The sequence below is a fragment of the Thermosipho sp. 1070 genome (assembly GCF_001682135.1).
Lineage (GTDB): Bacteria > Thermotogota > Thermotogae > Thermotogales > Fervidobacteriaceae > Thermosipho > Thermosipho affectus.
The window spans coordinates 1,656,535-1,681,246 of the sequence record NZ_CP007121.1 but is presented as its reverse complement, the minus strand read 5'-3'; the positions used below and the strand labels follow the sequence as shown (position 1 = coordinate 1,681,246).

Annotated in this window: 28 protein-coding genes; 13 read left to right on the top strand and 15 right to left on the bottom strand. The window is 28.3% G+C overall.

The window, feature by feature from the left end:
• Nucleotides 1-415: 415 nt before the first annotated feature.
• Entirely contained in the window at nucleotides 416-1,438 is a 1,023-nt protein-coding gene (locus tag Y592_RS08590) for an LVIVD repeat-containing protein (protein ID WP_075666563.1), read from the bottom strand.
• 1,296 nt (nucleotides 1,439-2,734) lie between these two features.
• On the opposite strand from Y592_RS08590, the gene Y592_RS09210 reads away from it, so the two are divergent.
• The 4 genes from Y592_RS09210 to Y592_RS09360 all read left to right on the top strand — a co-directional run bounded on the left by Y592_RS09210 (nucleotide 2,735) and on the right by Y592_RS09360 (nucleotide 4,255).
• Complete coding sequence (locus Y592_RS09210) at nucleotides 2,735-3,112, top strand: hypothetical protein (protein ID WP_075666562.1); 378 nt, start codon at nucleotides 2,735-2,737, stop codon at nucleotides 3,110-3,112.
• 9 nt (nucleotides 3,113-3,121) lie between these two features.
• The gene (locus Y592_RS08580; RefSeq protein ID WP_075666561.1) at nucleotides 3,122-3,610 is read left to right on the top strand and encodes a DDE-type integrase/transposase/recombinase; all 489 of its coding nucleotides are present in this window, start codon (nucleotides 3,122-3,124) and stop codon (nucleotides 3,608-3,610) included.
• A gap of 170 nt (nucleotides 3,611-3,780) precedes the next feature.
• On the top strand, nucleotides 3,781-3,945 hold the full coding sequence (locus tag Y592_RS09365) for an ATP-binding protein (RefSeq protein ID WP_369799927.1): 165 nt from the start codon (nucleotides 3,781-3,783) through the stop codon (nucleotides 3,943-3,945).
• A gap of 43 nt (nucleotides 3,946-3,988) precedes the next feature.
• Entirely contained in the window at nucleotides 3,989-4,255 is a 267-nt protein-coding gene (locus Y592_RS09360) for an ATP-binding protein (RefSeq protein ID WP_443081308.1), read from the top strand.
• Between the two features lie 296 nt (nucleotides 4,256-4,551).
• Here Y592_RS09360 and Y592_RS09205 read toward each other — a convergent pair whose 3' ends face one another.
• The 4 genes from Y592_RS09205 to Y592_RS08560 form a co-directional block, all read right to left on the bottom strand.
• A complete protein-coding gene (locus Y592_RS09205) occupies nucleotides 4,552-4,689 on the bottom strand; it encodes a hypothetical protein (protein ID WP_198022709.1) in 138 nt (45 codons plus the stop codon).
• A 178-nt stretch (nucleotides 4,690-4,867) separates the two neighbouring features.
• Complete coding sequence (locus Y592_RS09200) at nucleotides 4,868-5,044, bottom strand: hypothetical protein (protein WP_198022708.1); 177 nt, start codon at nucleotides 5,042-5,044, stop codon at nucleotides 4,868-4,870.
• A gap of 21 nt (nucleotides 5,045-5,065) precedes the next feature.
• Nucleotides 5,066-5,341, bottom strand: a complete 276-nt coding sequence (locus Y592_RS09195; RefSeq protein ID WP_198022707.1) for a hypothetical protein — start codon at nucleotides 5,339-5,341, stop codon at nucleotides 5,066-5,068.
• Nucleotides 5,342-5,348: 7 nt separating this feature from the next.
• Complete coding sequence (locus tag Y592_RS08560) at nucleotides 5,349-6,212, bottom strand: hypothetical protein (RefSeq protein WP_088368965.1); 864 nt, start codon at nucleotides 6,210-6,212, stop codon at nucleotides 5,349-5,351.
• Between the two features lie 1,540 nt (nucleotides 6,213-7,752).
• Between Y592_RS08560 and Y592_RS08555 the strand changes: the two genes are divergently transcribed.
• The 6 genes from Y592_RS08555 (at nucleotide 7,753) to Y592_RS09320 (ending at nucleotide 12,109) form a co-directional block, all read left to right on the top strand.
• Nucleotides 7,753-9,081 (top strand): radical SAM/SPASM domain-containing protein, encoded by a 1,329-nt coding sequence (locus Y592_RS08555; RefSeq protein WP_075666559.1) that lies wholly within the window; start codon nucleotides 7,753-7,755, stop codon nucleotides 9,079-9,081.
• Between the two features lie 28 nt (nucleotides 9,082-9,109).
• Nucleotides 9,110-10,453 carry a S41 family peptidase gene (locus Y592_RS08550; protein ID WP_232218186.1) on the top strand — a complete coding sequence of 448 codons (1,344 nt, stop codon included), beginning with the start codon at nucleotides 9,110-9,112 and terminating at the stop codon, nucleotides 10,451-10,453.
• A gap of 51 nt (nucleotides 10,454-10,504) precedes the next feature.
• Nucleotides 10,505-10,684 (top strand): hypothetical protein, encoded by a 180-nt coding sequence (locus tag Y592_RS08545; protein ID WP_075666558.1) that lies wholly within the window; start codon nucleotides 10,505-10,507, stop codon nucleotides 10,682-10,684.
• Nucleotides 10,685-11,355: 671 nt separating this feature from the next.
• The gene (locus Y592_RS08540) at nucleotides 11,356-11,616 is read left to right on the top strand and encodes a hypothetical protein (RefSeq protein ID WP_075666557.1); all 261 of its coding nucleotides are present in this window, start codon (nucleotides 11,356-11,358) and stop codon (nucleotides 11,614-11,616) included.
• Nucleotides 11,549-11,800, top strand: a complete 252-nt coding sequence (locus Y592_RS09255) for a nucleotidyl transferase AbiEii/AbiGii toxin family protein (RefSeq protein WP_232218185.1) — start codon at nucleotides 11,549-11,551, stop codon at nucleotides 11,798-11,800. Before Y592_RS08540 ends, Y592_RS09255 begins: the two co-directional genes overlap by 68 nt.
• Before the next feature lie 174 nt (nucleotides 11,801-11,974).
• On the top strand, nucleotides 11,975-12,109 hold the full coding sequence (locus Y592_RS09320) for a hypothetical protein (RefSeq protein ID WP_255362985.1): 135 nt from the start codon (nucleotides 11,975-11,977) through the stop codon (nucleotides 12,107-12,109).
• Nucleotides 12,110-12,374: 265 nt separating this feature from the next.
• On the opposite strand, the gene Y592_RS08530 is transcribed toward Y592_RS09320, so the two are convergent.
• From Y592_RS08530 to Y592_RS08490, 9 genes are all read right to left on the bottom strand, one after another.
• Entirely contained in the window at nucleotides 12,375-12,878 is a 504-nt protein-coding gene (locus tag Y592_RS08530; RefSeq protein WP_075666556.1) for a hypothetical protein, read from the bottom strand.
• A gap of 103 nt (nucleotides 12,879-12,981) precedes the next feature.
• Nucleotides 12,982-13,428 carry a hypothetical protein gene (locus Y592_RS08525; RefSeq protein ID WP_075666555.1) on the bottom strand — a complete coding sequence of 149 codons (447 nt, stop codon included), beginning with the start codon at nucleotides 13,426-13,428 and terminating at the stop codon, nucleotides 12,982-12,984.
• 5 nt (nucleotides 13,429-13,433) lie between these two features.
• Nucleotides 13,434-13,736, bottom strand: a complete 303-nt coding sequence (locus Y592_RS08520) for a hypothetical protein (RefSeq protein WP_075666554.1) — start codon at nucleotides 13,734-13,736, stop codon at nucleotides 13,434-13,436.
• The gene (locus Y592_RS08515; RefSeq protein ID WP_088368964.1) at nucleotides 13,730-13,942 is read right to left on the bottom strand and encodes a hypothetical protein; all 213 of its coding nucleotides are present in this window, start codon (nucleotides 13,940-13,942) and stop codon (nucleotides 13,730-13,732) included. The genes Y592_RS08520 and Y592_RS08515 overlap by 7 nt, the downstream gene beginning before the upstream one ends.
• Before the next feature lie 79 nt (nucleotides 13,943-14,021).
• Nucleotides 14,022-14,501: a hypothetical protein gene (locus Y592_RS08510; RefSeq protein ID WP_157648513.1), complete on the bottom strand. Its 480-nt coding sequence runs from the start codon at nucleotides 14,499-14,501 to the stop codon at nucleotides 14,022-14,024.
• Nucleotides 14,485-14,784 carry a hypothetical protein gene (locus Y592_RS08505; protein ID WP_088368962.1) on the bottom strand — a complete coding sequence of 100 codons (300 nt, stop codon included), beginning with the start codon at nucleotides 14,782-14,784 and terminating at the stop codon, nucleotides 14,485-14,487. Before Y592_RS08505 ends, Y592_RS08510 begins: the two co-directional genes overlap by 17 nt.
• Complete coding sequence (locus Y592_RS08500) at nucleotides 14,778-15,347, bottom strand: hypothetical protein (RefSeq protein ID WP_075666553.1); 570 nt, start codon at nucleotides 15,345-15,347, stop codon at nucleotides 14,778-14,780. Before Y592_RS08500 ends, Y592_RS08505 begins: the two co-directional genes overlap by 7 nt.
• 690 nt (nucleotides 15,348-16,037) lie before the next feature.
• Nucleotides 16,038-17,654 carry an ATP-binding cassette domain-containing protein gene (locus Y592_RS08495; RefSeq protein WP_088368961.1) on the bottom strand — a complete coding sequence of 539 codons (1,617 nt, stop codon included), beginning with the start codon at nucleotides 17,652-17,654 and terminating at the stop codon, nucleotides 16,038-16,040.
• Nucleotides 17,638-18,933 (bottom strand): radical SAM/SPASM domain-containing protein, encoded by a 1,296-nt coding sequence (locus Y592_RS08490; RefSeq protein WP_088368960.1) that lies wholly within the window; start codon nucleotides 18,931-18,933, stop codon nucleotides 17,638-17,640. Before Y592_RS08490 ends, Y592_RS08495 begins: the two co-directional genes overlap by 17 nt.
• 999 nt (nucleotides 18,934-19,932) lie before the next feature.
• Between Y592_RS08490 and Y592_RS08485 the strand changes: the two genes are divergently transcribed.
• Genes Y592_RS08485 through Y592_RS08475 form a run of 3 tightly spaced genes read left to right on the top strand, consistent with a single transcriptional unit; the run spans nucleotide 19,933 to nucleotide 22,760 of the window.
• Nucleotides 19,933-21,243: a radical SAM/SPASM domain-containing protein gene (locus tag Y592_RS08485; RefSeq protein ID WP_075666550.1), complete on the top strand. Its 1,311-nt coding sequence runs from the start codon at nucleotides 19,933-19,935 to the stop codon at nucleotides 21,241-21,243.
• 3 nt (nucleotides 21,244-21,246) lie between these two features.
• Complete coding sequence (locus Y592_RS08480) at nucleotides 21,247-22,584, top strand: S41 family peptidase (RefSeq protein WP_088368959.1); 1,338 nt, start codon at nucleotides 21,247-21,249, stop codon at nucleotides 22,582-22,584.
• Nucleotides 22,581-22,760 (top strand): hypothetical protein, encoded by a 180-nt coding sequence (locus tag Y592_RS08475; protein ID WP_075666548.1) that lies wholly within the window; start codon nucleotides 22,581-22,583, stop codon nucleotides 22,758-22,760. The genes Y592_RS08480 and Y592_RS08475 overlap by 4 nt, the downstream gene beginning before the upstream one ends.
• Before the next feature lie 202 nt (nucleotides 22,761-22,962).
• Here the strand turns inward: Y592_RS08475 and Y592_RS08470 are convergent, their stop codons facing one another.
• On the bottom strand, nucleotides 22,963-24,684 hold the full coding sequence (locus Y592_RS08470; protein WP_088368958.1) for an ABC transporter ATP-binding protein: 1,722 nt from the start codon (nucleotides 24,682-24,684) through the stop codon (nucleotides 22,963-22,965).
• Nucleotides 24,685-24,712: the final 28 nt, after the last annotated feature.

Here is a 24,712-nt window from a genome sequence, read left to right as displayed (position 1 = left end):
CTTCCACTCCACTAATTATTTCCATATAAAATGAAGCTGATGTTGACAGAAGTACAAGACCAACAGTTCTAGCCATACTTTTGCAAAGATTGACTGCTCGTTTATAAGAGAAAAATTGAGATTTCCAACGATTTTCAAAACTTTTTTTCAGGTATATTCAGAAACATATTCGCTTGTTATTCCAAGGAAGCTTATTCTTTTCTTATTCTGAAGTTCGCTAGATCCTCCCATCATTCTAAAATACACCCTGATCTTTTGTTATTTTAAGATGTATTTCCTTTTCTTGTCATTCCGAACACATACATGTGAAAGATTTAACCCCTTTTAACTACGCACTTAATAAATCATATTATTAAAAAAATGGCTTCGAAACTTCACCGAAGCCATTTTTTTGAAATATTTATATTTCTTTTTATTATTCACCTAAACCAGTTACGCGCGGTCCATATCCATCTAATTTAAGAGTTTTAACTTTCTTCGGTCTTTTTATATTGGATATGTCAACTATTTCTAATTTATACCCCACTGGAACATATGCATAATTTCCTAAGACATATACTTTTCCTGGCACAGAATCATTAGTCTTGTACATTACAATTTTCTTTGGTTTTTTAGGGTTAGATATATCCACTACTGCAACACCTTTATTAAGTGAAATATACGCATACTTTCCTTTCACAAATATATCATTAACAGAGCCTTCTCCAAGTTCAAGATTTGTAACTGGTCTTGGTTTTGTAGGCTTAGATATTTTATATACTACTAATTCAAATCTCCAATCTATCATATACAGATAATCTTTTTTTGCATATATTCCGACTGTTACTGCAAACGAGTCGCTGTCATTATCAAAGAACTCTTTATTATTAATTATTCTAACTAATTTTGGACTTTTAGGATTTGATACATCAATTATCACAAAACCATCACTTTTACAAGCTACATATGCATACTTTCCTTCAACCCATATATCCGCCATCCTTATAGATGAATTAGTATTACTTAATAACTCAAGCTGACTAATCTGCTTTGGACTTTCAGGATTAGATATGTCAAATATTACAAAAAATCTTTTTTTATTTACAACATAGGCATAATTATCTCTTATATATAGAGCATATGTTTCACCATTAGTGTTAACAGTTGCAACTTGTTTTGGATTTGTTAAATCAGATATATCAAATATCATAAGACCATTTTTTTTAGCTGTAACATATACATAATTTCCATTAACGTATGATCTATTAGCAGTTTTTGCATAAAATTGGCTAACTTCTTCTGGATACATTGGATCACTAAAATCCATAATTTTAACTTTCGAATTTACAGTTACAAGCACATAATTTTTCAAAGAAACGCTTTCACCAAAATACAAACCCGTGGTGAAAACAAGAAGAACTAATAAAGCTACTACCCGTACTTTAAATAATTTGTTCATACTTTATACCTCCTATTTAAAATAATTGTGACAAAGCTTTTATAAAAAAGCTACACTACTTCATAATAACAAAGAATCAATATTCTTTCAATTTCAACAACGTAACAATATCGTTAAACACAATATAAATACACCACTTAAATACTTCTTAAATGGTATTTCTGCTTGATTATATTTATATATAGCTGTAACTTCAAAAAAATATTTCTCCGAAAGAAAATCGACTTTGTAATATATTTATTTTTTATTAAAAACTTTTTTTCAAACGACTTAATTAATGTATAATATCATAGTAGAAGCATTACAAAACATAACATACAAATTATATTAATTATTTATGTATAAAAAGATTACAATACAAAATAACACCAATGTAAATATGCTATTTGCTCTAACGCATTGACAAATAGGTAACTTGCTATCTTTAATTGACACTGAAGATATAGCATTATTCGACATTCAAAGACCTTTTGTTTAGAATAAAACAAAAGTTAGAGATTTATTAGTTTCTCCATACAAAGGTCTATCTGTAAGAATCATAATACTATAGAAAATAGCTAAATCCAATCAACAATCCAAAAACAGAGCTATAACCCCTAATGAAAAAAAGAGCCAACTTATTTGGTCGTTGATGGAAAATAAAGATTAACATTAATCTACTTTATAATCAAAAATAATCCCGTAGTTTTTAATAATGTAAAAAAAGAAAAATTAAAATAGCTTTTAATCATATTATGAAAAATGAAACAATAAAAAAAGCACCCCGAAGTAGTACAATAAAACCAACGAGGGGGTGTATTTTTTTGACAAAAAAGGGCAGAAATTTAAGAAATATTATTCTAAACTAAGATAAGAAGTCATTAGACTTCACTTTGAAGAGAAACTTCCAAAAAGAATCATTTCTTCTCTTTTGGGTATTGATCAAAGCAGAGTTCGTTTGTAGATTAACAGCTATCTTACTGTTGAACTAAAAAGAGGTAGGCCAAAGAAGAAAACTTTAGAATAAGAAATGGAAAGTTGAGAGCTGAGAATGCATATTTGAAGCTCTCTATGAAAAAGATACTTGAAGAAAAAGAAATAAAAAACAAAGATTGAAGTAATAAACCAACTAAACAAAGAATTCAGCATTAAAATATTGTGTAAAATAGTATGGATTTCAAGAAGCACATATTACTGAATATTACACAAAAACCAAAGATGTAAATGGTAAAATACAAATGACCAAGAAGAGGAAAATAAAAATGAACAAAAATGTACATAAATGGTATCCTTCCAAAGGAAGGAGGGATACCAGAGATGGAAAAAGTCAAACAACATTTGGAAATGTTAAGGGGGATGGATTTGAGACCGAACTTTTCTGAATTAGCCAGGATATACGGGATAGACAGAAGGACAGTAAAGAAATATTGGGAAGGATATCAGGGGAAGCCTAAAAAAAGGAACAAATCTAGCAAGTTAGATAAATATTTTGAAAAGATATCGATGTTAATGTCAATTAAAGGTATCACGATTAGAGCAGCATATGAAAGATTAAGAGATGAAGAAGGGGGAGTGGTAGGGATATATTCAAACTTTAGGAAATATGTAAAAAGGAATGGGTTGAGACCAGAGAAAGCTTCTAAAGGACACGCAAGATTTGAAACTTTACCTGGTATTCAAGCTCAAGTAGATTGAAAAGAAAATATGAAGCTACATTCAAAGAGTGGTGAAGAATTTGTAGTAAATGTATTTAATTACAAATTGGGATATTCAAGATACTGTTACTTTGAATACAGACAAAGCAAGACACAACAAGATATTTTTGAATGTTTAATCAATGCATTTAAAACTACAGGTGGTGTTCCTCAAAAGATATTATTTGACAATATGAAATCTGTTGTTGACATCACTGAAAGTGGGAGAAAAATAAACAACAAGATGAAAGCTTTTGCAGCAGATTTTGGGTTTAAAATTAAATTATGTAAACCAAGACACTCATATACTAAAGGGAAAGTAGATTCAGCAAATAAATTTTTAAATTGGTTATTAGCATATGATTACGCTTTTGAAAATGAGGAAGAACTAAAAGATATAATTAGGAGAATAAATAAAAAAGTTAACACACAATTAAATCAAGCAACAAATGTTCCGCCATTATTGTTATTTCAAAAAAAGAGTATTTATCCCACTTGACAAGAAGACACATCGTTGAATCATATGTAGACCACTCTGTTAAGGTTAAAGATTCATTAATATACTACAATATACTACAAAGGGAATAAATACTCCTTTCCAACAGAATACATAGGAAAAATAGTTAATCTAAAAATTAATGAAAACTACTTTTAGATTTAAAAAGCTTAATATTTATAGAAAATAATGAAAATATATTATTTGTAGGTACTTCAGGATTTGGTAAAACGCATCTTGCAGTTTCATTAAGAATAGAAAAATATAGATATTCAACATATTTTATACATTTCCAAGAATTAATAGCTCAATTGAAAAAAAACTCTAAAAGAAAATAGATTAGAAGTAAGACTTAAACACTTTGCAAAATACAAAGTATTAATAATAGATGAAATAGGATGTTTACCAATAGATAGAGATGGAGCAAATATATTCTTCCAACTAATCTCAAAAAGATATGAAAAACATTCAACAATAATAACAACCAATACTCCGTTATCAGAATGGAGCGAGATATTTGGTTCTCCTGTACTATCTCAAGCAATATTAGATAGACTATCACACCATTCCCACGTAATCTTAATTAAAGGAAAAGCCTATAGATTAAAGGAAAAACTTGAATTTTTCTATAATTCTTCTAAACAGTAATATCTAACCAACAATAATAATCCTTTTTTTTACATTTTTAGGAACGATAATAGGCACTCCAACAGGAAACCAACCATCCAGCTACGGAGACATTTTAAGATTTCAACTACCAATTTCAGGATTTAAATTTTATGTATCCCACAAAAAATGGGTGAGGCCTAACATTAATAACGATCCGGAGGACGCCTATACCCTGATATCGAAGTTTATACAACGATGGAAGATATACTGAATAAAAAAGATCCACAAATAGAAAGACTTATAAAAATTATAGATAAAAAACCATGAAAAAAGTATCAATAACCGTTTTTATTAGAAAGAACAACTAACTCCCACTCAAACAGTTTATAAGTATACAATTTTCTTTTTATTATAGGATAATTGTTTGCAATTTCAGTAGCTTCATCTAAATCTGTTGCTTCAAAAATAAGCATTCCGTCATCTTCATTTAAGAAACCTCCACCAATAAAATACTTCTTAGCTGCGACATCGTTTAACTATTTTAAATGATCTTCAAAATCTGTTGGTCCAAATTTAATATCTTTAATTCTATAATCTATTCTAACGAACAATCTATCACCTTTTTTCATACAAATTCCTCCTTTTCAGTAATCACAAATTTTCTTTTAACTCTTTTAAAAACTTCCTTGCAAATTCTTCTTTATCGATATAGAGATTCTGTGTTTCTGAAAGGTAAGGCTTGAATTTTCCAAGTATGTTTTTTTCAATATACTCTATTGTTTCTTCTAATACTTGACCTCTTAAAGTACCAGCAATTAAGGATTTCAAATTATGAAAGTCTTACCTCCTTCAATTAAGTGAGCCCAATGAAGGATTTTCCCTTATAATGTTACAGGAGTTTTTTTTCTTTTGAGATTTCCAGGAAACCTGAATTATCTTATTAATTTTTTCCTTTGACAATTCTTTAGTTTTAAAAATTTTCAATATTTGTTTTTCTTTTTCATAAAGGATTCCATGAAAATAAGCACCATATATAATTAAATCCATATCTATTTCGTTTTCACAATGTGTTGCTAACCTTTTGACCATTTTAAGAATTCTTTTTATATGTGATAAATCATACATTATATCTTTACTCAGATAAATAAGTTAATACTTCTTTTTTTATTATCTCAAAATTTAATCGAGCCAAGTCTTCTATACAGTATTTTTGATCTAATTTCTTTATTAACTCAGCTCCTAAAAAATAACCAGCATCATTGATACATAAAACTTCAAACCAATCTCCAAAAAAGTTTTGTGTGTTTCCCACTTCCAAGGCTTCTTTGTATAACTTTTTTAAAGTTCTCCTCTTTTCATTACATTGTTCCATCCACTTTTTACCACGAGAATCTACGTTTTTTCCTAATAATTTGTTTTGATAAAATTGTGCAAATCCTTCTTCATATATTCTCCAAATTCCCAAATTGTATTTAGTTTTTTTAATCCCTCTTGGTAAATCATCTTCTCCTCTCAACTCAAAATGTATTACATGACATAATTCATGGGCTACAAGTGGTTCTAATTTTTCTAACGTATGCCATTTAAGTTCAGCAATTTTTTCAATTCCAAACAATATTGCCCTTTTTCCTTCATATTTATTCACCCAGCCAGCACTATTACCAAGTCCGCAATATAGTACTACATTCAATTCTAAATTTAGATTAAACATCTCAAAACTTTTCTTACTTGTTTTGTTAATTATTTGCACTATATTCTGATATGCTTGAATCATTTTCTTGTAATTTTTCTCAATATTGTTAAAAACAAGTTTTTTTGCTATTTCTTGCCAGTTATACCCATTTAATTCGTAATCTTCTTTTATTTTTCTCTCAAGTTCAGGATATTTGAATATATACTTTTTGTCCCATAGTTCAACTTTTTCATTTACAGATAAATCTAATTTATTACAAAAAACTTTTCTAAATTCTTGAAATGTATCAATAATTTTTATCACTTAAATCCCCCATAATAGCTTTTTTCTTATAATACTCTTCTAGGAACTGAACAAAAAACAAACAATTTTATGCAAAGTCAAGCTTTTTTTGAACCTGCTTAAAAAGTAAAAAATATAAACTCTTCTCATTTTTTAATCATTCTGTGGAATATTCTTTTTTGTCATTTTAAGTCTTTCCTACCTCCATTCTTAGGAGCGAAACGATGAAAAATCTTATTTTTTCACTAACTCTTTAACCTATCCAACATCGCTAACACTTGACAAACTTTCCGATTATTCTAATTATATTAAACTTTTCTGTTGAAAAAATTCCACGCTATAGCATCATCTGTATTCACAGTTACCTTTATACCATCACCAAATAATTTTCGGGTGCTTTTTTATACTATCTATCCAGTTTAACATATAATTACTTGTTTGGTAAATATTCGGCTAGATGTTATTTTTTTGCAAAAAAACTCATAACAGATTTTGATTTAATTGCATAAATCAACAGATTTAAAGTAGTCAAAGTAAAGATAAGGTTCAAACCATTCAATTAGAAGATCTTCGGAAACTGAATTACAATTCAGGTATAAAGTTTACTTCTGGAGCGTATTTTTGGTGAAGTTTCTTCAATGTCTTAATTAATTGCTCAGCTGAACCATTATAAAAACGCCTGAAATAAACATCTATGCTCATTTCTAACTTAATTACCCTATCCATTTTTGCATGTACAAAAGCCGTCTCTATTCCTTATATCAATTTTGTCAACAATTATATAATACATTAAAAACTTATTTAATTCAAATTACAAATTCCCATTTAAAAATCTTATAGCTATATTTTTGAAAAATTCCTTTTTATAATGGGGTGATTTCCGTCATATTTAAATATTGTCAATGATGTTTTTATTTTCTTTGCAACCTCAAGCAATTTTTTATCAATATCATTTATTAAATTATTTTTAAACTTCCAGTGATAAGTACAGGGCATGTGACTTTATCTAAATTATTTTTGATTATTGCAATAAAATAATATGGTGTGCAAAACTGCACATCATGTTGTAATCATATATACATTTTATCTAAGCCCCCTAAAATTCCATATAATTTTCCTGTATTTCTAAATGTTACATATTCTGCATAGTTATCAACATTTAAATTTTCAAAACCAAATTTTTTACAAATTTCAAGTGTCTCAGAAAGTATTTTGGTGAGCTTTTCCTCTGATATGGGCTATTAATCTGTTTTGGTGAGTGTTTTTTTATAGCAATTTCTCGACAGAATCTTCAAATTCGTTGTAATATTAAAAAAATAATGTGTTAACACACAAACAATAAATTAGTAATCATTTAAAACACAAAGTATTTTTTTAATAATTTGTCATAAAAAAAAAAAAAAAAAGGCAAAATGAATTTTTTTGAAGGTTGTACGAGTGAATTTATAAATTGTATAATGTAATTTGGATGGAATATAAAAATTTTAAGTATTTTATTTAACAAGTGAATTTTTTCTCACATTCATTTAAATAAACAAACTAACGGGGGAGAAGGGGTAATATGGAATTTAAACTCATAAGTCACTTTGGAAAACATCTTCTTTTTTTGCCTGAACACTTATTATTGTTTGAGATTGATGAAGAGTTATTTTCATTTTTTGAAAACAAAAGTACTTTGCCAGAATCTATAAAAAAGGAAATATTTAAATACTTACCAATTAAACAAAAAAATGAGTTTACGAAAACGGTTGAAGAAAAGTATGATATTAATGCAATAGTTCTAACAGTATCTCATGAATGTAATTTAAATTGCAAATATTGTTATGGAAACAACGGAACTTATGGTAATCCAGGAGTCATGGATTTTGAAACTGCTAAAAGAGCAATTGAAACTTTTTTTGATAAGGGTCAATCAAATGTGGGAATTACATTTTTCGGAGGAGAACCTCTGCTGAACTTTAAACTTATAAAACAAGTTACGAAATTTGCAAAAGAATATATTGGAAGAAATGTAAAATTTGGAATGACAACCAATGGAATTTTGATAAAAGATGATGTTGCATGTTTTCTGACAAATAATGATTTTAGTGTTCTGATAAGCTTAGATGGAGATCAATTTTACAATGATAAATTGCGTTACACAAAAGCTGGTAAAGGCACACATAATACTATCTTAAATAGTATTAAAAAATTATTATTGTATAACACAAATGGTAGAGTTAGTATTCGTGCTACGTTAACTTCTATAAATAACGATTTGATTGAATTAGTTGGATACTTTTCTTCTTTAGATTTACCATTCACAATTCAATTAGTTACAACAAATGATGAAGATTTAAGACCAACTTTCGAAGAATTATCTTCGAAAATTAATGATTTTGGAAAATATATTACAGATCTGGTTAGAGATAGAAATTACAAACAAGCTTTTAAAAAGACATTTGGATGGATGAACCTTGCAATAACTGTTGTTCATGGTAAAAATAAAAGATTTTATCCGTGTGGCGGTGGTAGAAAAGTTTTGGTTGTAAATCCAATGGGTGATGTTTACATTTGCCATAGAATGGATGGAAACAATAACGGCAAGGTTGGAAATATATTTGAAGATACTCGTGAGGACATTATTGAAAATACAAGAAGATTATTTTCAGAGAAGCTCTATACTGTGGATCACTTACAAGATTGTTCTAACTGCTGGGCAAAATATATTTGTGGTGGTAGATGTTATCATGAATCACTGATTACGGCTAATGAATGGAATACCGTTGATAAGCTCAGTTGCCATTTTAAGAAAAAATTGTTTGAATTGGGATTAGTAATATATGCTTATTTACCTGATAAATTAAAAGATAATTTTTCAAAAGCAAACAAATCAGAAGTAGTTTCATAATAAACTGTTTTAAAAAAGGAGGGATTTTATGAAAAAATCTTTGAAAGTGTTAATAGTTCTTTTTTTAACAAGTGTTGTTTTTATTTCCTCGATATTTGCAGCCAAAATTGAACCAGAAAAACTTCAAAGAGATTTTGAATTTATTATTGCCCTTCTAAAAGAAGCGTACATTGATCCAAATGGACTGGTTAAAAGCCCAGAATTTGCAGAGATCGTTGATGATGTAAGAAGAAAACTTAACAAACCTATGGATAGTTTTGAATTTTTTAAAGCGGTTTCTCCTATTTTCCATTACCTGAATGATTACCATTGTAGTATTGAACTTCCCATTTCGAATGATTCTCAAATCTTTCCAATGACTCTTTATGTTATAGATAATAATATCTACGTTGTTTTTTCATTGATCGAGAATATACCAATAAAATCAAAAGTTTTGGCGATTGATGGCATCCCATCAGCACAAATAATAAAGGAGTTTGAGCAGTACACCATTACAAAAGATAACTCTTCTCGGAAAGAACATGAAATTTCCCGATATATCAACTTGATACCTAGTTTTTGGAATAAAAAAAGTGCGGAAATAGAATTTGAATATAACGGCTCTATAAAAAGAAAAAATATAAAGGCTATAACAATGAAAGAATATAGAAGAAAAGTTCAAGAATCTAAGAAATCAAAATTACCCTACGAATTTGAAAGAAAAGGAAATATAGGGATATTAAGAATAGGGAGTTTTAGCATCAAAGGCAATTTATTTGTCGATTTCAGAGAATTTCTGAACACAGTTTTTAGAGAAAATAAAGACATGACAGATCTGGTTGTAGATATAAGAAGAAACTTCGGTGGTAAACCACAAAGCGTAATTGAAGTATTAGGCCATTTCGTAAATAAAGAACTTTCTGTGAAACGTAGAGTTAAAGTTAAAAACTCCAAGTACAACATACAAGCTTTGGCAGGAATAGGAGTTCGTTATGATACAAACACCGATGGAAGAGTAATTGAAACAACTTATTCGTGGATTATAACTCCAAGAAGTCCTGTATTTAATGGAAAAGTATGGGTACTTGTCGATAACGGTATAGCTTCAGCTGCAATAACTTTTGCCAGTATTGTTCAAAGTTATGGAATAGGAAGAATAATAGGAGAAAGACCAATTTATTCCTCACATTTTACAATGGGTGGTATTAATCATTATTTGCCAAATATGAAAATTTATGTTTACATTCCAGCTGCAATCACATCTTACTCCTCACCTAACAGAATAATACCAGATTACGAACTTACAATGACAACGGAAGAGAGACTTGAGTGGTTGACAGGAGTTTCTGATCCTGTTCTTGAAAAAGTAATAAAAATAATTAAGAATAAATAATGTTTTGAATAATCAACATGAAAGAAGGGGATTAAGGAAAGGAGTGAAAAGTTGAAAATAAAATTGTTAAATACTGGACCTAAGAGCGAAGAACAAATAGAAGCTTGTCTTACACCCGGAGATGGAGACGGACTTTGTGGCGGTGAAGATACAGTTATATGCGATATGATATGTGAAATTCCTTGTATTTTTGATCTGTGCGGTTATGGTAATCCTCCAATTATGTATTAATTCTTGATGAAAAACCAAAATAAAAAACAACTCCCCTTCTTTCATGTTCCAAAACAAATATAAATTGTATAAATCATATAACGAAGTTTAGGTTTAATGAACCTGCAAACAATTAAGAAAGCTCTAAAAGTGATTTATGAAAAATGGCAATCAAATGTTGGAATCTCTTTTTTGGCGGAGAACCACTCATCAATTTTGATGTTATCAAGAGAGTTGTAAACTTTGCAAAATTTATGACAAATCTAAAAAGTTTTCTTAACTATATTACCTTCCTTGAGCATTATCTACATCCTTTAAGAGAAAATTCGTAACAAAAATACCTCAAACACCACTTGCTGCTCCTACCTTCTGTTATTGTTATGTGAGAAACCATCAATAATATCATTAACATTGCAAGTATCAAAATTTTCTATTGAGTTGATCCGATACGAAAAGACAGAACAATCAAGGAAAGCGGGAGCTGTTTCAAAAATAAAAATATAAACTTTTCTCATTTTTTGTCATTCTGAGCAATATGTGCGAAGAATCTTGAATGATATCTCCTCTTCCTGTCATTCTGAGGTGCGAAGCACCGAAGGGAATGTCATCCTGAGGAGCAAAGCGACGAAGGATCTTAATTGTTTGGATTTTTGAAACAGCACATGATATAATATTAATGGGAGATGATTAGTATGAATTTTGTGTGGGATAGTTGTAGAGGAAATGAGACTATAATAAGAAAAATGATATTTGGAGATATTGAAGATATAAAAGAGCTTTTAAAAGTATATGGAAAAAGCAACCTGAGAAAAGTTTTTTTGGATAATTTCCACAGGTTTCAGGGTAGGGATAAAAGCTATTGGCAGCTGATTTTGGAGGTTTCTGATGCACAAATTAACCTTAGAGCAAGAGAATGTTTTAGAAAAAATACTGGAATTAGATATTTTCCATGAGTTTTATCTTGCAGGTGGTACTTCTCTTCTTTTAAAATATAATCATAGACCATCCTTGGATTTCGATTTTTTTCTTTTGCCCACCGAAAAATTCAAACTTGAACTATATGAAAAAGAGTTACTTAAGAACTTAAATTTGTGTATAGAAATACTCAAACTCTTATTTTTGTACTTAATGGGGTAAAGGTTTCTTTATTTGAGTATCCATATCCTCTTATAAAAGAAATTGAGAAAATAAAAAATGTACCAGTGGCAAGTGATGAAGATATAGCTTGTATGAAGGCAGATGCCATAAGTAAAAGAGGTCTAAAAAAAGATTTTTTTGACCTCTAGACTAGACATTGATAAAGATTCATAAATGGTGCATCAACAATTTGTTAGACATGATACAAAAAAATATCTTAAATACAATTTAGCAGTCTTTTTAAAATCACTTACATATTTTGATGATGCTGAAAAAAATAAAGACTTTCAGAAAGTTGAAAATAGTTGAAACAAAATAAAAGACTTTTTTAGAAACTATGTAAAAATGTATAAATTCTAAATAAATCGATGAATAAATTCACCTATTGTGGATTTAGTAATATTTTTCCAATACACTTTTAGATACTCGTCTTTTAATTTTTTTGTGTGAGATCCATAAACAGTTATTCAAAGTCTTTATTGGATTTGTTGTGTATATTAAATTTCTTCTTTTTCTTTGAACATATCAAGTTTTTCTTTGAAAAAGCCTACTTTCTTATATTTTTACAAAACTTTCAAAAGTAACGTCTTTTTTTATTTTTCATCATAACAAAAATTATGTTCTTTTTATTCAGCGGATGTACTAATACAAGTATTAGTAAATATATTATTATCCATTTTAGCCCTTTGTTAAGTACATCCCTGTTTCCGTAAAATATGTAAAGTATCACAGACCATAGCACTATTGTTATGTTAACATATTCAAAATAAAATGACACCCACCAACCTTTAACTTTGACTTTACTAATCTTTTCTCTCTTGCAAGTTTTAAATATTATGTTTGAGAGAAAATTCAATATTGCTATTGATGGGAAACTTAATATTACTATCCAGCAAAGCTTGAACCCCCAACGAAAATCTCCTGTATCAGATAAAGGTGGAATGTTTGCTTTTGAAAGCAATAAATACATATCAAATATAGAAAGAATAATTGCAAAAATTGGTATGATATTTATTTCTACGTATTCTTTAATAAGCCAAGTTTTTAATTTAATGAATATATTATTTTTTGTATCCATAATCACCCACCTTTGTTATAAATACTGTATAATCTACCGCTTTCGTCACAAAACTTTCTAAACGATCGTCAAGCATTAGTTTTTGCACTATCCCTCCAATACACTATTTCCTAAATAAAATCCTTTTTTTGTTTAATGGATGAATTAGTATAACAATTGCCATGAAAAGAAAGTATATTATGACTCTATATACAACATCTCCCTTACCTGCAAAGAGAAAGAGCTGAATATTTGTGAAATTTGGAATCTCATATATAAAAATCACGGAGAAAAATATGGCTCTTTTTTTACTAATATTCTTTTTCTCTATGTAAATATCCATCGGATAACCGATGTACAATATCCAAATAATAATAAGCAGGATTTTTTGATAAATATTCAAATGTGGTATATCATATCCGAAAATAGGGTACATGTTAGTGAATTTATAAAGGTAAATAACATCAAACAATGTAAACAATAAGTATGTCCATATTTTGTTTTCTACATCGATAAAAGTATCGAAGAAAAATCTTGCGTGATTTAATACAAGTCTAAGAATTTTCCTCAACCATATCACCTTCCATGAGCATAGTCCACAGCTTTTAGGAGAAAGTTCGTGATGCCAATACCTGAAGCACCACTTGCCGCTCCTATTGCAAACTTAGTTATTGTTTTAGTTGCAGACAGTCCACCAGTTGCCACAGTCAAAATACCAGATAGCCCAATCTGAAATAGAGGACTCTGCACTACTTTCCTATCCGTCTGCCAAGCTTTGGTGGTTATTTCATCGATTTTTCTTGCTACTTCTTTGTTGTAGTATCCATCATGCATTCTTCCAGTGCCATCGTTCGCTGTTAATGAATAAGGTCTTACCATAATTCAACCCCCCCATATGTGTTTTTAATAATTTCAATATTTTCAGACCACAATCTTTCTCCACAACTATAAAGTTCTAAATATTTTTTCCCTACTATTTTTCTTCCATCAAATTTTAGGTAAAATACCATTTCTCCATTTTTTTCTATCAAGCTGAATATCCTTATATAAATTTTTTCAACATCTTCTTTATCCCTTAGCACCATAATATTGGTAATTCACGTGATTTGAACATATCAAGTTTTTCTTCGAAAAAGCCTACTTTCTTATATTTTTACAAAACTTTCAAAAGTAACGTCTTTTTTTATTTTTCATCATAACAAAAATTATGTTCTTTTTATTCAGCGGATGTACTAATACAAGTATTAGTAAATATATTATTATCCATTTTAGCCCTTTGTTAAGTACATCCCTGTTTCCGTAAAATATGTAAAGTATCACAGACCAGATCACTGTAGTTATACAAATGTATTCGATGAAAATTGCAAATATCCAACCAGCTCCCCTACTTCTATTCATTTTTTCATTCTTGAAGATAACCTCTATGCCAGTAGCTAAATAAATTAACATTATAGTCCAAACAATTTTTATCCACAAAGGAGCATTTCCATCAGGAGATGCGGTAGGTAAATTTGCTTTTTCAATTATCAAATACATATCAAACAGAGAAAGAATTACTGCAAAAATAGATGTACCTTTAAAATTCAAACATTTTTCAACAAACCAAATAGAAGGTTTGAAAAGCAAATTATTTTCCATGCGCATAATCTACCGCCTTTAATAAAAAGTGTTCTGCCAAATCATCTATCATTGCGCTACCTACTCCAACAAAGAACCCAACTATCGGTCCTCCAGTAACTGACCACGTTAAAGCTCCAAGTGTTCCTGATCTTATCCAGCGTGAGTATCTTGAAGTAACAAATCTTCTATCTGCCTGCCAAGCTTTGGTGGTTATTTCATCGATTTTTCTTGCTACTTCTTTGTTGTAGTATCCATCATGCGTTCTTCCAGTGCCATCATTTGCCGTTAATGCATACGTTCTTACCATAATTCAACACCCCCATATGTGTTTTTAATAATTTCAATATTTTCAGACCACAATCTTTCTCCACAACTATAAAGTTCTAAATATTTTTTCCCTACTATTTTTCTTCCATCAAATTTTAGGTAAAATACCATTTCTCCACTTTTTTCTATCAAGCTGAATATCCTTATATAAATTTTTTCAACATCTTCTTTATCCCTTAGCACTATAATAAAAGAACGAAATTCTTCAGGTACAAGTTTAAAGTAAAATTTGACTTTTATTTCAACTTCAGTATTTACATGTGAAACATAAAAGATTTTAGATACGTTTTTACCATTTTTATTTGTTATTAGAGAACTTAGAATCTCTACTTTTTGGTTTATTTTATTAAAAGGATCACACACAAACTTTTCTCTAACTTTTACAATTTTATGTTTTTCAAGTTGCACAGGTAAGTACACATTATACTCGGGTAAATCAACGACGTAATACGACTTAAATTTTGTAAAATTTGTACTTTTATATGTAATTTTAAGATTTTTATCCAAAAAAACAAAAGATGCATCCTTGAAAATTTCATTCATAATATATCGTTCCTTTTGATATTTTTTTCACTAACGAAAAATATTTTTTTAAACAAATTACAATTCTATTTTATAAGATATATAAGCGCCTATCAATCTCTAAAAATTTTCATATAGTGCGTTTTTTTTTTTTTTTTTAATGTAATTATAGCAAAAATACTTGAAATTTTAAAATGTTTCTTATTATTTTGCATAATTATTACTAATTTTTCACAAAAATATTTTTTCACTTTTTATTATAAAATTTAACTTTTACAACTCTTGTGTTGCCATTTGTAACGAGGGCTGTAAAAAAAGACATTGGTGGGATTGGTTATTTCCTTGGCTTTATAAGGAAAATAAATAAAACAATTTTTTTAAACTATAAAAATAGTTTTAGTACATAAAAAATGCTTTACATTATTCGTTAATATATTTTAAATAAATTAGAAATATTTTAAAATAAAAAGCATTTTGCAAATAATTATGGTTAAAAAAAAACTTATAATTGAAATCTTTCGAGATTGTAGTAGTGAATCCTAAAGGAAACGTTTATGTTTGTCATAAATTTATTGGAACGTGTTTTTGAAATTATAAACAAAATCACAAAACGAGGGAAAGAATAATGATTGTATTTGTGACAATCTAAATGCTTCTTAGTATCTTCATTTTATTCTTGTTTAGCACACATGATAGTTGATTTTTTTGAATTTATAAAAATTCCACGATACTATCACATAAATCTTTTAGAAAATCCCTGGAGTGTGAGATGAGCAAAACTATAGATTTACTTGACCTACAGCGTATCAGCTCCTTTAAAGCTCTGATTTTTATTTCATCCAGATAAGTTGTGGGTTCATCTAAGATATACATGTCTTTATCATTTTGTGCAAATGTTCGTGCTATAGCAATTCTTTGACGTTCTCCACCTGAAAGATTTTTACCTCCTTCTTTTACTTGTTTTTCAAGTGAAAGATCATCTAAAAATTCTATTAAGTCCTTATCTAATTCTTTATCTTCACCAAGAAGTATGTTTTCTTTAACCGTTCCTTTAAATAAAACTGAATGCTGGGGAAGATAACCAACTTTCTGATAATATGAATTTATCTCGATTTTACTCAGCGATATGTTGTTAATGAAAACGTAGTTGTTTTCTACACTTAAAAGTCCAAGAATGATTTTTATTACAGTACTTTTACCTATTCCACTTTTTCCAAAAAGTCCTATGATTTTTCCTGTTTGTATATCCAGGTTAAAATTTTCAAGTAATGGAGTAGTATCTTCGTAAGAAAAGTTTGGTATATGTACTTTTAAAGACTTGATCTTTTCGTCTAAACGGTATAGTTTGGAAGTAGCGTTGCATTTTTTTGAAAACGGTAGTTCTAAAATCTCAGAAAGTCTTTTTTGCACAACTTTTATTTCCTGGCGATGTATGTTGAAATCCCAAAAGTTTTTTGCAGATTCATAGATATAATTTATTATCATAAGCGCTGCTACTAAACCACCTGCTTGTATGGTACCTATCTTCATTTGATAGATTCCCATAATTATTGCTATGATATATCCGCTATTGAATAATAGTGCAAGTGGAATGTTGAATAAAACAATTGACTTTATCCTTTTGATATCATTTCTTGTATAATTTTCATTGAATTCTTTAAACTTTGTTATAGAAAATTTTTCTTTCAAAAATACCCGAAACATTTCCATTCCTTGAATATATTCTTTTAACCTGCTTATAAATTCCGTTTGCGATTCAAGTGCTTTATGTGTTAGATTTTTAATCTTTGAATTAACAAAACGTGCTAAAACAAAGAAAAGCAGTAGAGGAAGAATTGATATTGTAATTGCCAAGGGATTCATAAAAAGCCCTATGGTTAAGGCAAAAATCAATATAAGCAAGTCTTTCAAAAAAAATATAAGAGTAGGATAAAAGAAATTTTGAATTCTCTCTGTATCCGTACTAATGTAAGTGAACAACCTGCCAGATTCAAAGGAAGAAATCTGATTGAAATTATTTTGAGCTACTTCAAATATTGTCTTTCTAAGTGATGCGGTAAAAAATCTCATCCTACTTTCGAAGATGTAATACGAAAAGTACATAAGAAATTCTTTGGATAGGCTCACCAACAAAAGTAACATTAGCTGAATTTTGAACAAACTAGCTGTGGTATTATTAGTCAATATAAAATTTATGATATTTCTTGAAAATAAAGGAATAGAAATTGTCATTCCTGTTGCACAAATTAGCAGAAAAAATGCAAAAAATAAATGAAAGAGATGTTTTTTAAGTAATTTAACTATTTGTTTTTTAGTTATGTTTTTCATATTCTTTCACCCACCTAAATACATTATCAGAATAGAGGAGGTTTAATGGTATTCTTGGATTAAGTTCATAATTTGCAAGTTCCCACAAAATAGTAAAAGCACTTTTCAGAAATATATCACAAGTTAAACTATCTGCTTTTGCTTTAAAATAGCTTTTTCCAGAAAGAAAATCAACAGCTCTACATCCTCCACCACACAAATATTTTATAGGACAATCTGGACAAATTTTTTGGACAATCGGTGTTCCAATGTTTGTCTGAATCCTGAATTGTTGAACAAAGTTTTTTAATTTTTTCAATTCCGTGATATGACAGATTTTGAATCTGTTATCTATCAATTCACTACATGGATATAAATATCCATCAGGTCCAATAGATAATTGATTATAAAGTGCTGAACAATTATATCTCCTAAGTTGATTCAGTAATCTAAACTTAATTTCCTCAACAAAATAAATTTTTAATTTATTATAGTGAAACGAGTAATAAACCAAGAATTGGTATAAGTCAATTAGCTCTTTAGGGGCTGGAGATAACTGATTAATTTTTGCCCTTCCATAATTTTCTATAATTGGAAAGTGAAGAAAGTTGATACCTATTTTTTCGCTAAATTTTATAAATTTTATAACTTCATCTTTGTTAATAGTATGTATTGTATAACTCAAAGCAGTATCAGTTTTCAAATCTTTTAAATAAGCTATATTTTCAAGTAAATTTTGAAAATTTCCGCCACGTACTTTTTGATAAGTGTCCGCATTTGTAGCGTCAAAGCTAACTTGGATACTAAGTTGGGTATTTTTCAAAAAGTCCTTTATTTTATACAATAATAACCCATTTGTTAATAAAAAAATTTTTACATTTGTTTTTTCTAATAAGTCGGTTAATAGTTTCCTTAGATGTGGATAAGTTAAAGGTTCACCACCACCTATTGTCACATTTTCAATATTATACGAATTTATTAGTTCAATAATTAAAGGAATATAATCTCGATTAAGCATTTGATAACTTTTATCTGGCCTTGATTCATAAAAACAATGAATACATTTTAAGTTACAATTAAATGTTGGGAGTATTGATATCCCAATAGGATTAGGGTATACATTATCTTTTAGAATTTCACTTTCTTTTTCATTAACCCTTTCATCTTCGAAGACTTTTATTAGATTTTGATTGCTATCGTCACATTGTAGAGCTGAGTTTTTATCAACAATTATCCATTTAAGAGTTTCCGAGTCCAAACATACGCAATAGTTACCTTTTACATCTTTAAAAAAACGCATTCCTTTCCCTCCTTGTTTTTGATGTAAATAATTAAAAATAAGCGGAAAGGGTGGAGGGAATCAATTTTTAATGTACAAAATATGAACAATGAGCAGCCGATAACGAGCAGTTTACTTTAGTAGCTGATATCTTAAGAACCGACTTCTTTACATCAGACCATTTTAGTATTATTTTCATTTTAACACCTCCTTAAAAACTCCCCTCCACCCCTGTGATTTTTATAAAGAAATCATAATATATTCTTATTGACATAATACTTGTTATTTTTTTAACAAACAATATAAAAATCCTTTATGCATTTATTGTATGTTAAGCAAATTTATTTGAATGGTTGAGATATGATTCATATTTTTTTAAACAAATTACAATTTTATTTTATAAGATATGCAAAGGCCTATCAAACTCTAAAAATTTTCATATAGTGCGTTTTTTTTTTTTTTTTTTTTAAATGTAATTATAGCAAAAATACTTGAAATTTTAAAATGTTTCTTATTATTTTGCATAATTATTACGAATAATTTGATTTATGCTTTATAATATAATATCTAAAATAAGAAGGTTTTATTATTAACACTTCACAAGCCATAAAAATGTGTTTTTATTTGTTAATTTTCCTATTTCTAACAAAAATATTTTTTCATTTGTTTATTATAAAATTTAACTTTTACGACTCTTGTGTTGGCATTTGTAACGAAGGCTGTAAAAAAGGCATTAGTGGAATTGGTTATTTCCTTGGCTTTATAAGGAAAATAAACAAAACAATTTTTTTAAACTATAAAAATAGTTTTAGTACATAAAAAAATGCTTCACATTATTCGTTAATATATTTTAAATAAATTAGAAATATTTTAAAATAAAAAGCATTTTGCAAATAATTATGGTTAAAAAAAAAAAAAAAAAAAAACTTATAATTGAAATTTTTCGAGGTTGTTATATTTTCATGTGATTTATATAATAAATTGTAGAAGTGGAATGAATTAATAAGGAAGAGTGAAAATATGGAGTTCAAACTTATAAATCATTTTGGAAAATATCTTCTTTTTCTGCCAGAAAACTTATTACTACTTGAAATTGATGAAGAAATTAGCCATCAAATAAAAGATAACGATTTTTTACCACCAAATATAGTTAGTGTAGTTAAACCGTTTATAGATAATAAGATATGCAGCTTTAATAGTATTAATTTTAAACCACAGTTATTAGTGTTAACAGTTTCACATATGTGTAATCTTAAATGCGTTTATTGCTATGCAGAAGAAGGAACTTATCATTCTAAAGGTTTAATGAATCTGGAAACAGCTAAGAAAGCTATAGAAATGTTTTATGAAAAAGGGCAATCAAACGTTGGAATCTCTTTTTTTGGAGGAGAACCGCTCATTAATTTTAGTGTTATCAAGAAAGTTGTAAATTTTGCAAACAGTTATTTAGGAAAAAATATTAGATTTGCTATAACAACGAATGGCACTATCATTACACCGGAAATAGCTACGTTTTTTAGAAAAAATAACTTTTCAATTACATTAAGTCTGGATGGAAACCAAAAATTGAACGATAAATTGAGACTAAAAAAGAACAAGAAAGGAACCTATAAAGATATTATAAAAGCAATTGAAATTTTACATTCGTCATATAAAAACGACATATTTAAAAAAATATTGCTTCGGGCCACTTTAACATCAAAAAATGATGATTTTACTAACTTAATGGAGTTTTTTTCTACGTTAACAATTCCATTTACTGTTTTCTTAGTTTCAACAAATGATAATAAATTAAAACCGAGAATAGATGAACTGTTAAATAGCATAGATATTTATACAGATAAAATGATAAAACTTTTAAAAGAAAGAAATTTTGATAAATTTCAAAAAAAGTTACCAAATATAATCTGGATGTTTTTAAAAATTTTACATACTAGGCAAAAAAGGTATTACCCATGTGGAGCAGGTAGAAAAGTTGTAGTAGTGAATCCTAAAGGAGATGTTTATGTTTGTCATAGGTTTGATGGAACTTTTACTGGCAAAGTTGGGAACGTGTTAAAAGACAATAAAATAAAGATTTTTAAAATTATTGAAGAAACAATCATGGAAAAAATTAAAAAGGTAGATATTTTAAAAGAATGTCAAAGTTGCTTTGCAAGATATATTTGTGGAGGTCAATGTTATTACGAATCTGGAATAATTGATAAAAAGAATTATAAATTAAACAAAGATTATTGTAGGTTTGTTCGAAAACTTGTTGAAACATCTATTGCATTATACTCATACATTCCCGAAAAGCTGAAAAAAATTCTAATTCAAAGGAGAAGATAATTTATGAAAAATATACAAAAATGGATTTCAATCTTATTATTACTATTTGCTATGATAAGTTTTAATCAACAATTATTTTCTCCTGAAGAATTACAAAAAGATTTTGAAATTTATATAAACTACATACTAAAATCAGGGATTGATCCATTTGAATTTGTATCTCAGGAAAAGTTTTATTCAGAAGTTAACAGAATAAAGGGACAACTTAACAAGCCTATGACAAAAGGCGAGTTTTTTAAAACTATCGCTCCTATAATACATATTTTTAGCGATGGACATTATGGGGTATTTTTCAATATTACACCAGATATATTAGTAATGCCATTTGAACCAGTGGTGGTAGGTAATAGATTATTTGTGAAAAATTCACTTGTGACTGAGTTAGAAAATAAGGTAGAGATCTTGAAAATCGATGATAGGAACGTAGAAGAAATAATTAATGATTTGAAACTGTTTTTACCAAAAATTTCCTCAGATGTACTTTTCAAACATTTGGAGGATTTAATTAAACTCTTTCCAGAAATTGAAGATAAAAATAATTTCAAAGTGTTGATAAAAACCAATGATATAAAAAAAGTAATAAAAGTAAATGCCATTAAATTTGAAGAGGCAATTAAAAAGAAAAAAGAATTATATCCAGAGGAATGGAAAAAAAGAAAATTATCGTTTGAAAGAAGAAGAGATATTGGAATATTAAAAATAAGTACGTTTATGTATAGTTATAGATGGTTAACATATTACAAAGAATTTTTGAACAAAACATTCAGTGAAAATGAAGACTTATCAGATTTAATAATAGATTTAAGAGGAAATTCTGGGGGACTTTTAGACAATGTGTGGGAGCTTTTCAAATATTTAACCCAAAATCCTTTACAAATATACTTAGTAGGGTACACCTGCAAGAATATACCGTTAAGTAACGGAAAAATAAAAAGGACCTTAGAAAAATACGAATTAAATCCAAAAATACTTCCTGCAAGACACAATTTTAACGGAAAGATATGGCTTCTTGTAAATAATAGAATGTTTTCAGCGGCAGTTGTAGCTACATACTTTTTTAAAAAGCTAAACGTAGGAAAAATAATAGGCAAAAGACCAAGGGAACCTGTTAATACTCTTAGTGCTGCACTGGGAAAATATATTTTACCAAATACGAAAATATTAGTACTTATACCAGGTGGATATTACAAAGTTACAGACAATCCAAAAATAGAGGTAGATTATGAAAAAGAATTAACCGAAGATGAAGAAATAGATTATTTGCTTGGAGAAAATGATGTAATGTTAGATTATGCTTTTGAAATTATAAATAAAAACACAAAAGGAGGAGGGGAAAAATGATGAAAGTAAAAATACTAAATCCCATAATACCACCAGAAGATTTGGAAACGGAAAATGGCTGTGAAATGATTGCACAATTATGCGAAGGAGGAAGTGGACCATGTGGGCCAGCACCCGGTGGGTGTTTCCTTGATTTACCTATTGGATGTACTTGGGACAACCCAAATGTTCCTTAGTATCTTTTATAAATCAGGACTTACAACTATGTTATATTTATATTATTGCTAATCAATTTACACAAGGAGTTTATTTTCATTTGGTAAAATCAAAAAATAGTTTATAAAATGTATCCGCTATTAAATAATAATGTAAGTAAGATGATAAATATAAAAATAGTTGTTTTTAATATTTTTTTGATATTTTATAATTTAATTATTTTTAACTAATAAGTTGAGCCTGAATGATTTGTTTATACTTTGAGCATTTATTAAGTAGTTCCTCATGAGTTCCATCACATATAAATTGTCCATTTTCTATGATAAATATTTTCCCTGCTTTTTTAATTGTGGATAATCTATGGGAAACAATTACTATTGTCATATCAAGTTTGAAAAGATTTTCAAATATTTCTTCTTCAGTTTTAGAATCTATTCCAGATGTTGCTTCATCAAGTACAAGAACTTGTGGTTTTCTAATTATTGCCCTTGCTATCGCTATTCTTTGTCTTTGACCATCTGATAACTTTTTCCCACGTTCTCCAATCAATGTTTTATATCCATTTTCAAGTTCATTTACAAACTTATCCACGCGTGCTATTTTCACTGCTTTTATGAACTCTTCTTCACTAAAATTACCATCAAGTATTATATTCTCTTTTACACTCATGTTAAAAAGAAAATCGTTTTGTTTTACTACTATAATATTCTTTCTGAGAGATTCAAGTGTATACCTTTTTATATCTTTTTTATTTATTAATATACTCCCATTAGTTGGTTCATAAAATCTTGTCATAAGACTTAACATTGTACTTTTTCCACTACCACTTAAACCAGCAATGGCAACTCGTTCACCCGATGTTACTTTAAAATTTAAGTTTTTTAACACATAATTGCTGTTATATGAGAAGTCAACTCCTTTAAATTCGATCTCATCTACATTTTTAATTGTTTCTTTTCCGCTTGTTTCTTCTTTTATTTCGTATACTTCTTTTATTCTTTTAAAAACTGGTGTTGAACTTTGAAGTGAAACAAAGAAGTGACTTAAAACTCTTATTGGTTCATAAATCCAGTTCATGAAACTATAAAAACCTACCAAAGTACCAAGAGTTATATTTCCTTTCATAACTAGATATCCACCAAAACTTAATACTATTATTGGACATATATCTTTTATAAACACTAAAAAATCTTCTATTGATTGCATAAACAAATTATATTTATTACTTATTTTTACCCAATCGTCTATTTTCTCTTTTAAGCTGCTTACAAAATAATCAAATTTACCAAAGCGTTTTATGGTTAATGCTCCTTCTATTCTTTCACGTATTCCTTCTATAACCTCACTATTCTTTTCGCGTTCCAACTTAGAAAAATTTTTTAAAAGCCTGTTAAAACTATTGATAGATAGGTTATAAAAAGGTATAGTTGCAAATACAACTATTGCAAGTTGCCAGCTCAAATAAATAAGTATTCCACTAAAAACAACCAGTGATATGACATTTAAAACAATACCTGGCATAGCTGTACTTACTACCTGAGAAAAAACAGGAATATCTGAAGTTGCTCTTGAAAGTATATCACCTGTATTATTTCCAGAGATAGTCCGAACTGGTAAGCGAAGAATTTTTTTAACAAAACTTGTTTGTTCATTTCTAACTATTAGATTTCCACATTTTCTAAAATTATAATTCACAATAACTGAAAGAAATCTCTCCGCTCCTTTTACAAAAATGAATAATAATACAAATAATGGAAGTTTTGAAAAATACGCATTTTGGATTATATTATCAAACAAAAATCTGACAAGAAACGGACTAATTGAACCAACAATAAGTAAAATCGGAGCTAATATAAAAATAGTTTTTTGATAACTTACATACTTCTTTGTGTAATCTAAAAGTTCTTTCACTTCTTTATTTGATAAAATCGAAAAAAGTTTCATTGTATTCCTCCTTATTTTTTAATTTTCT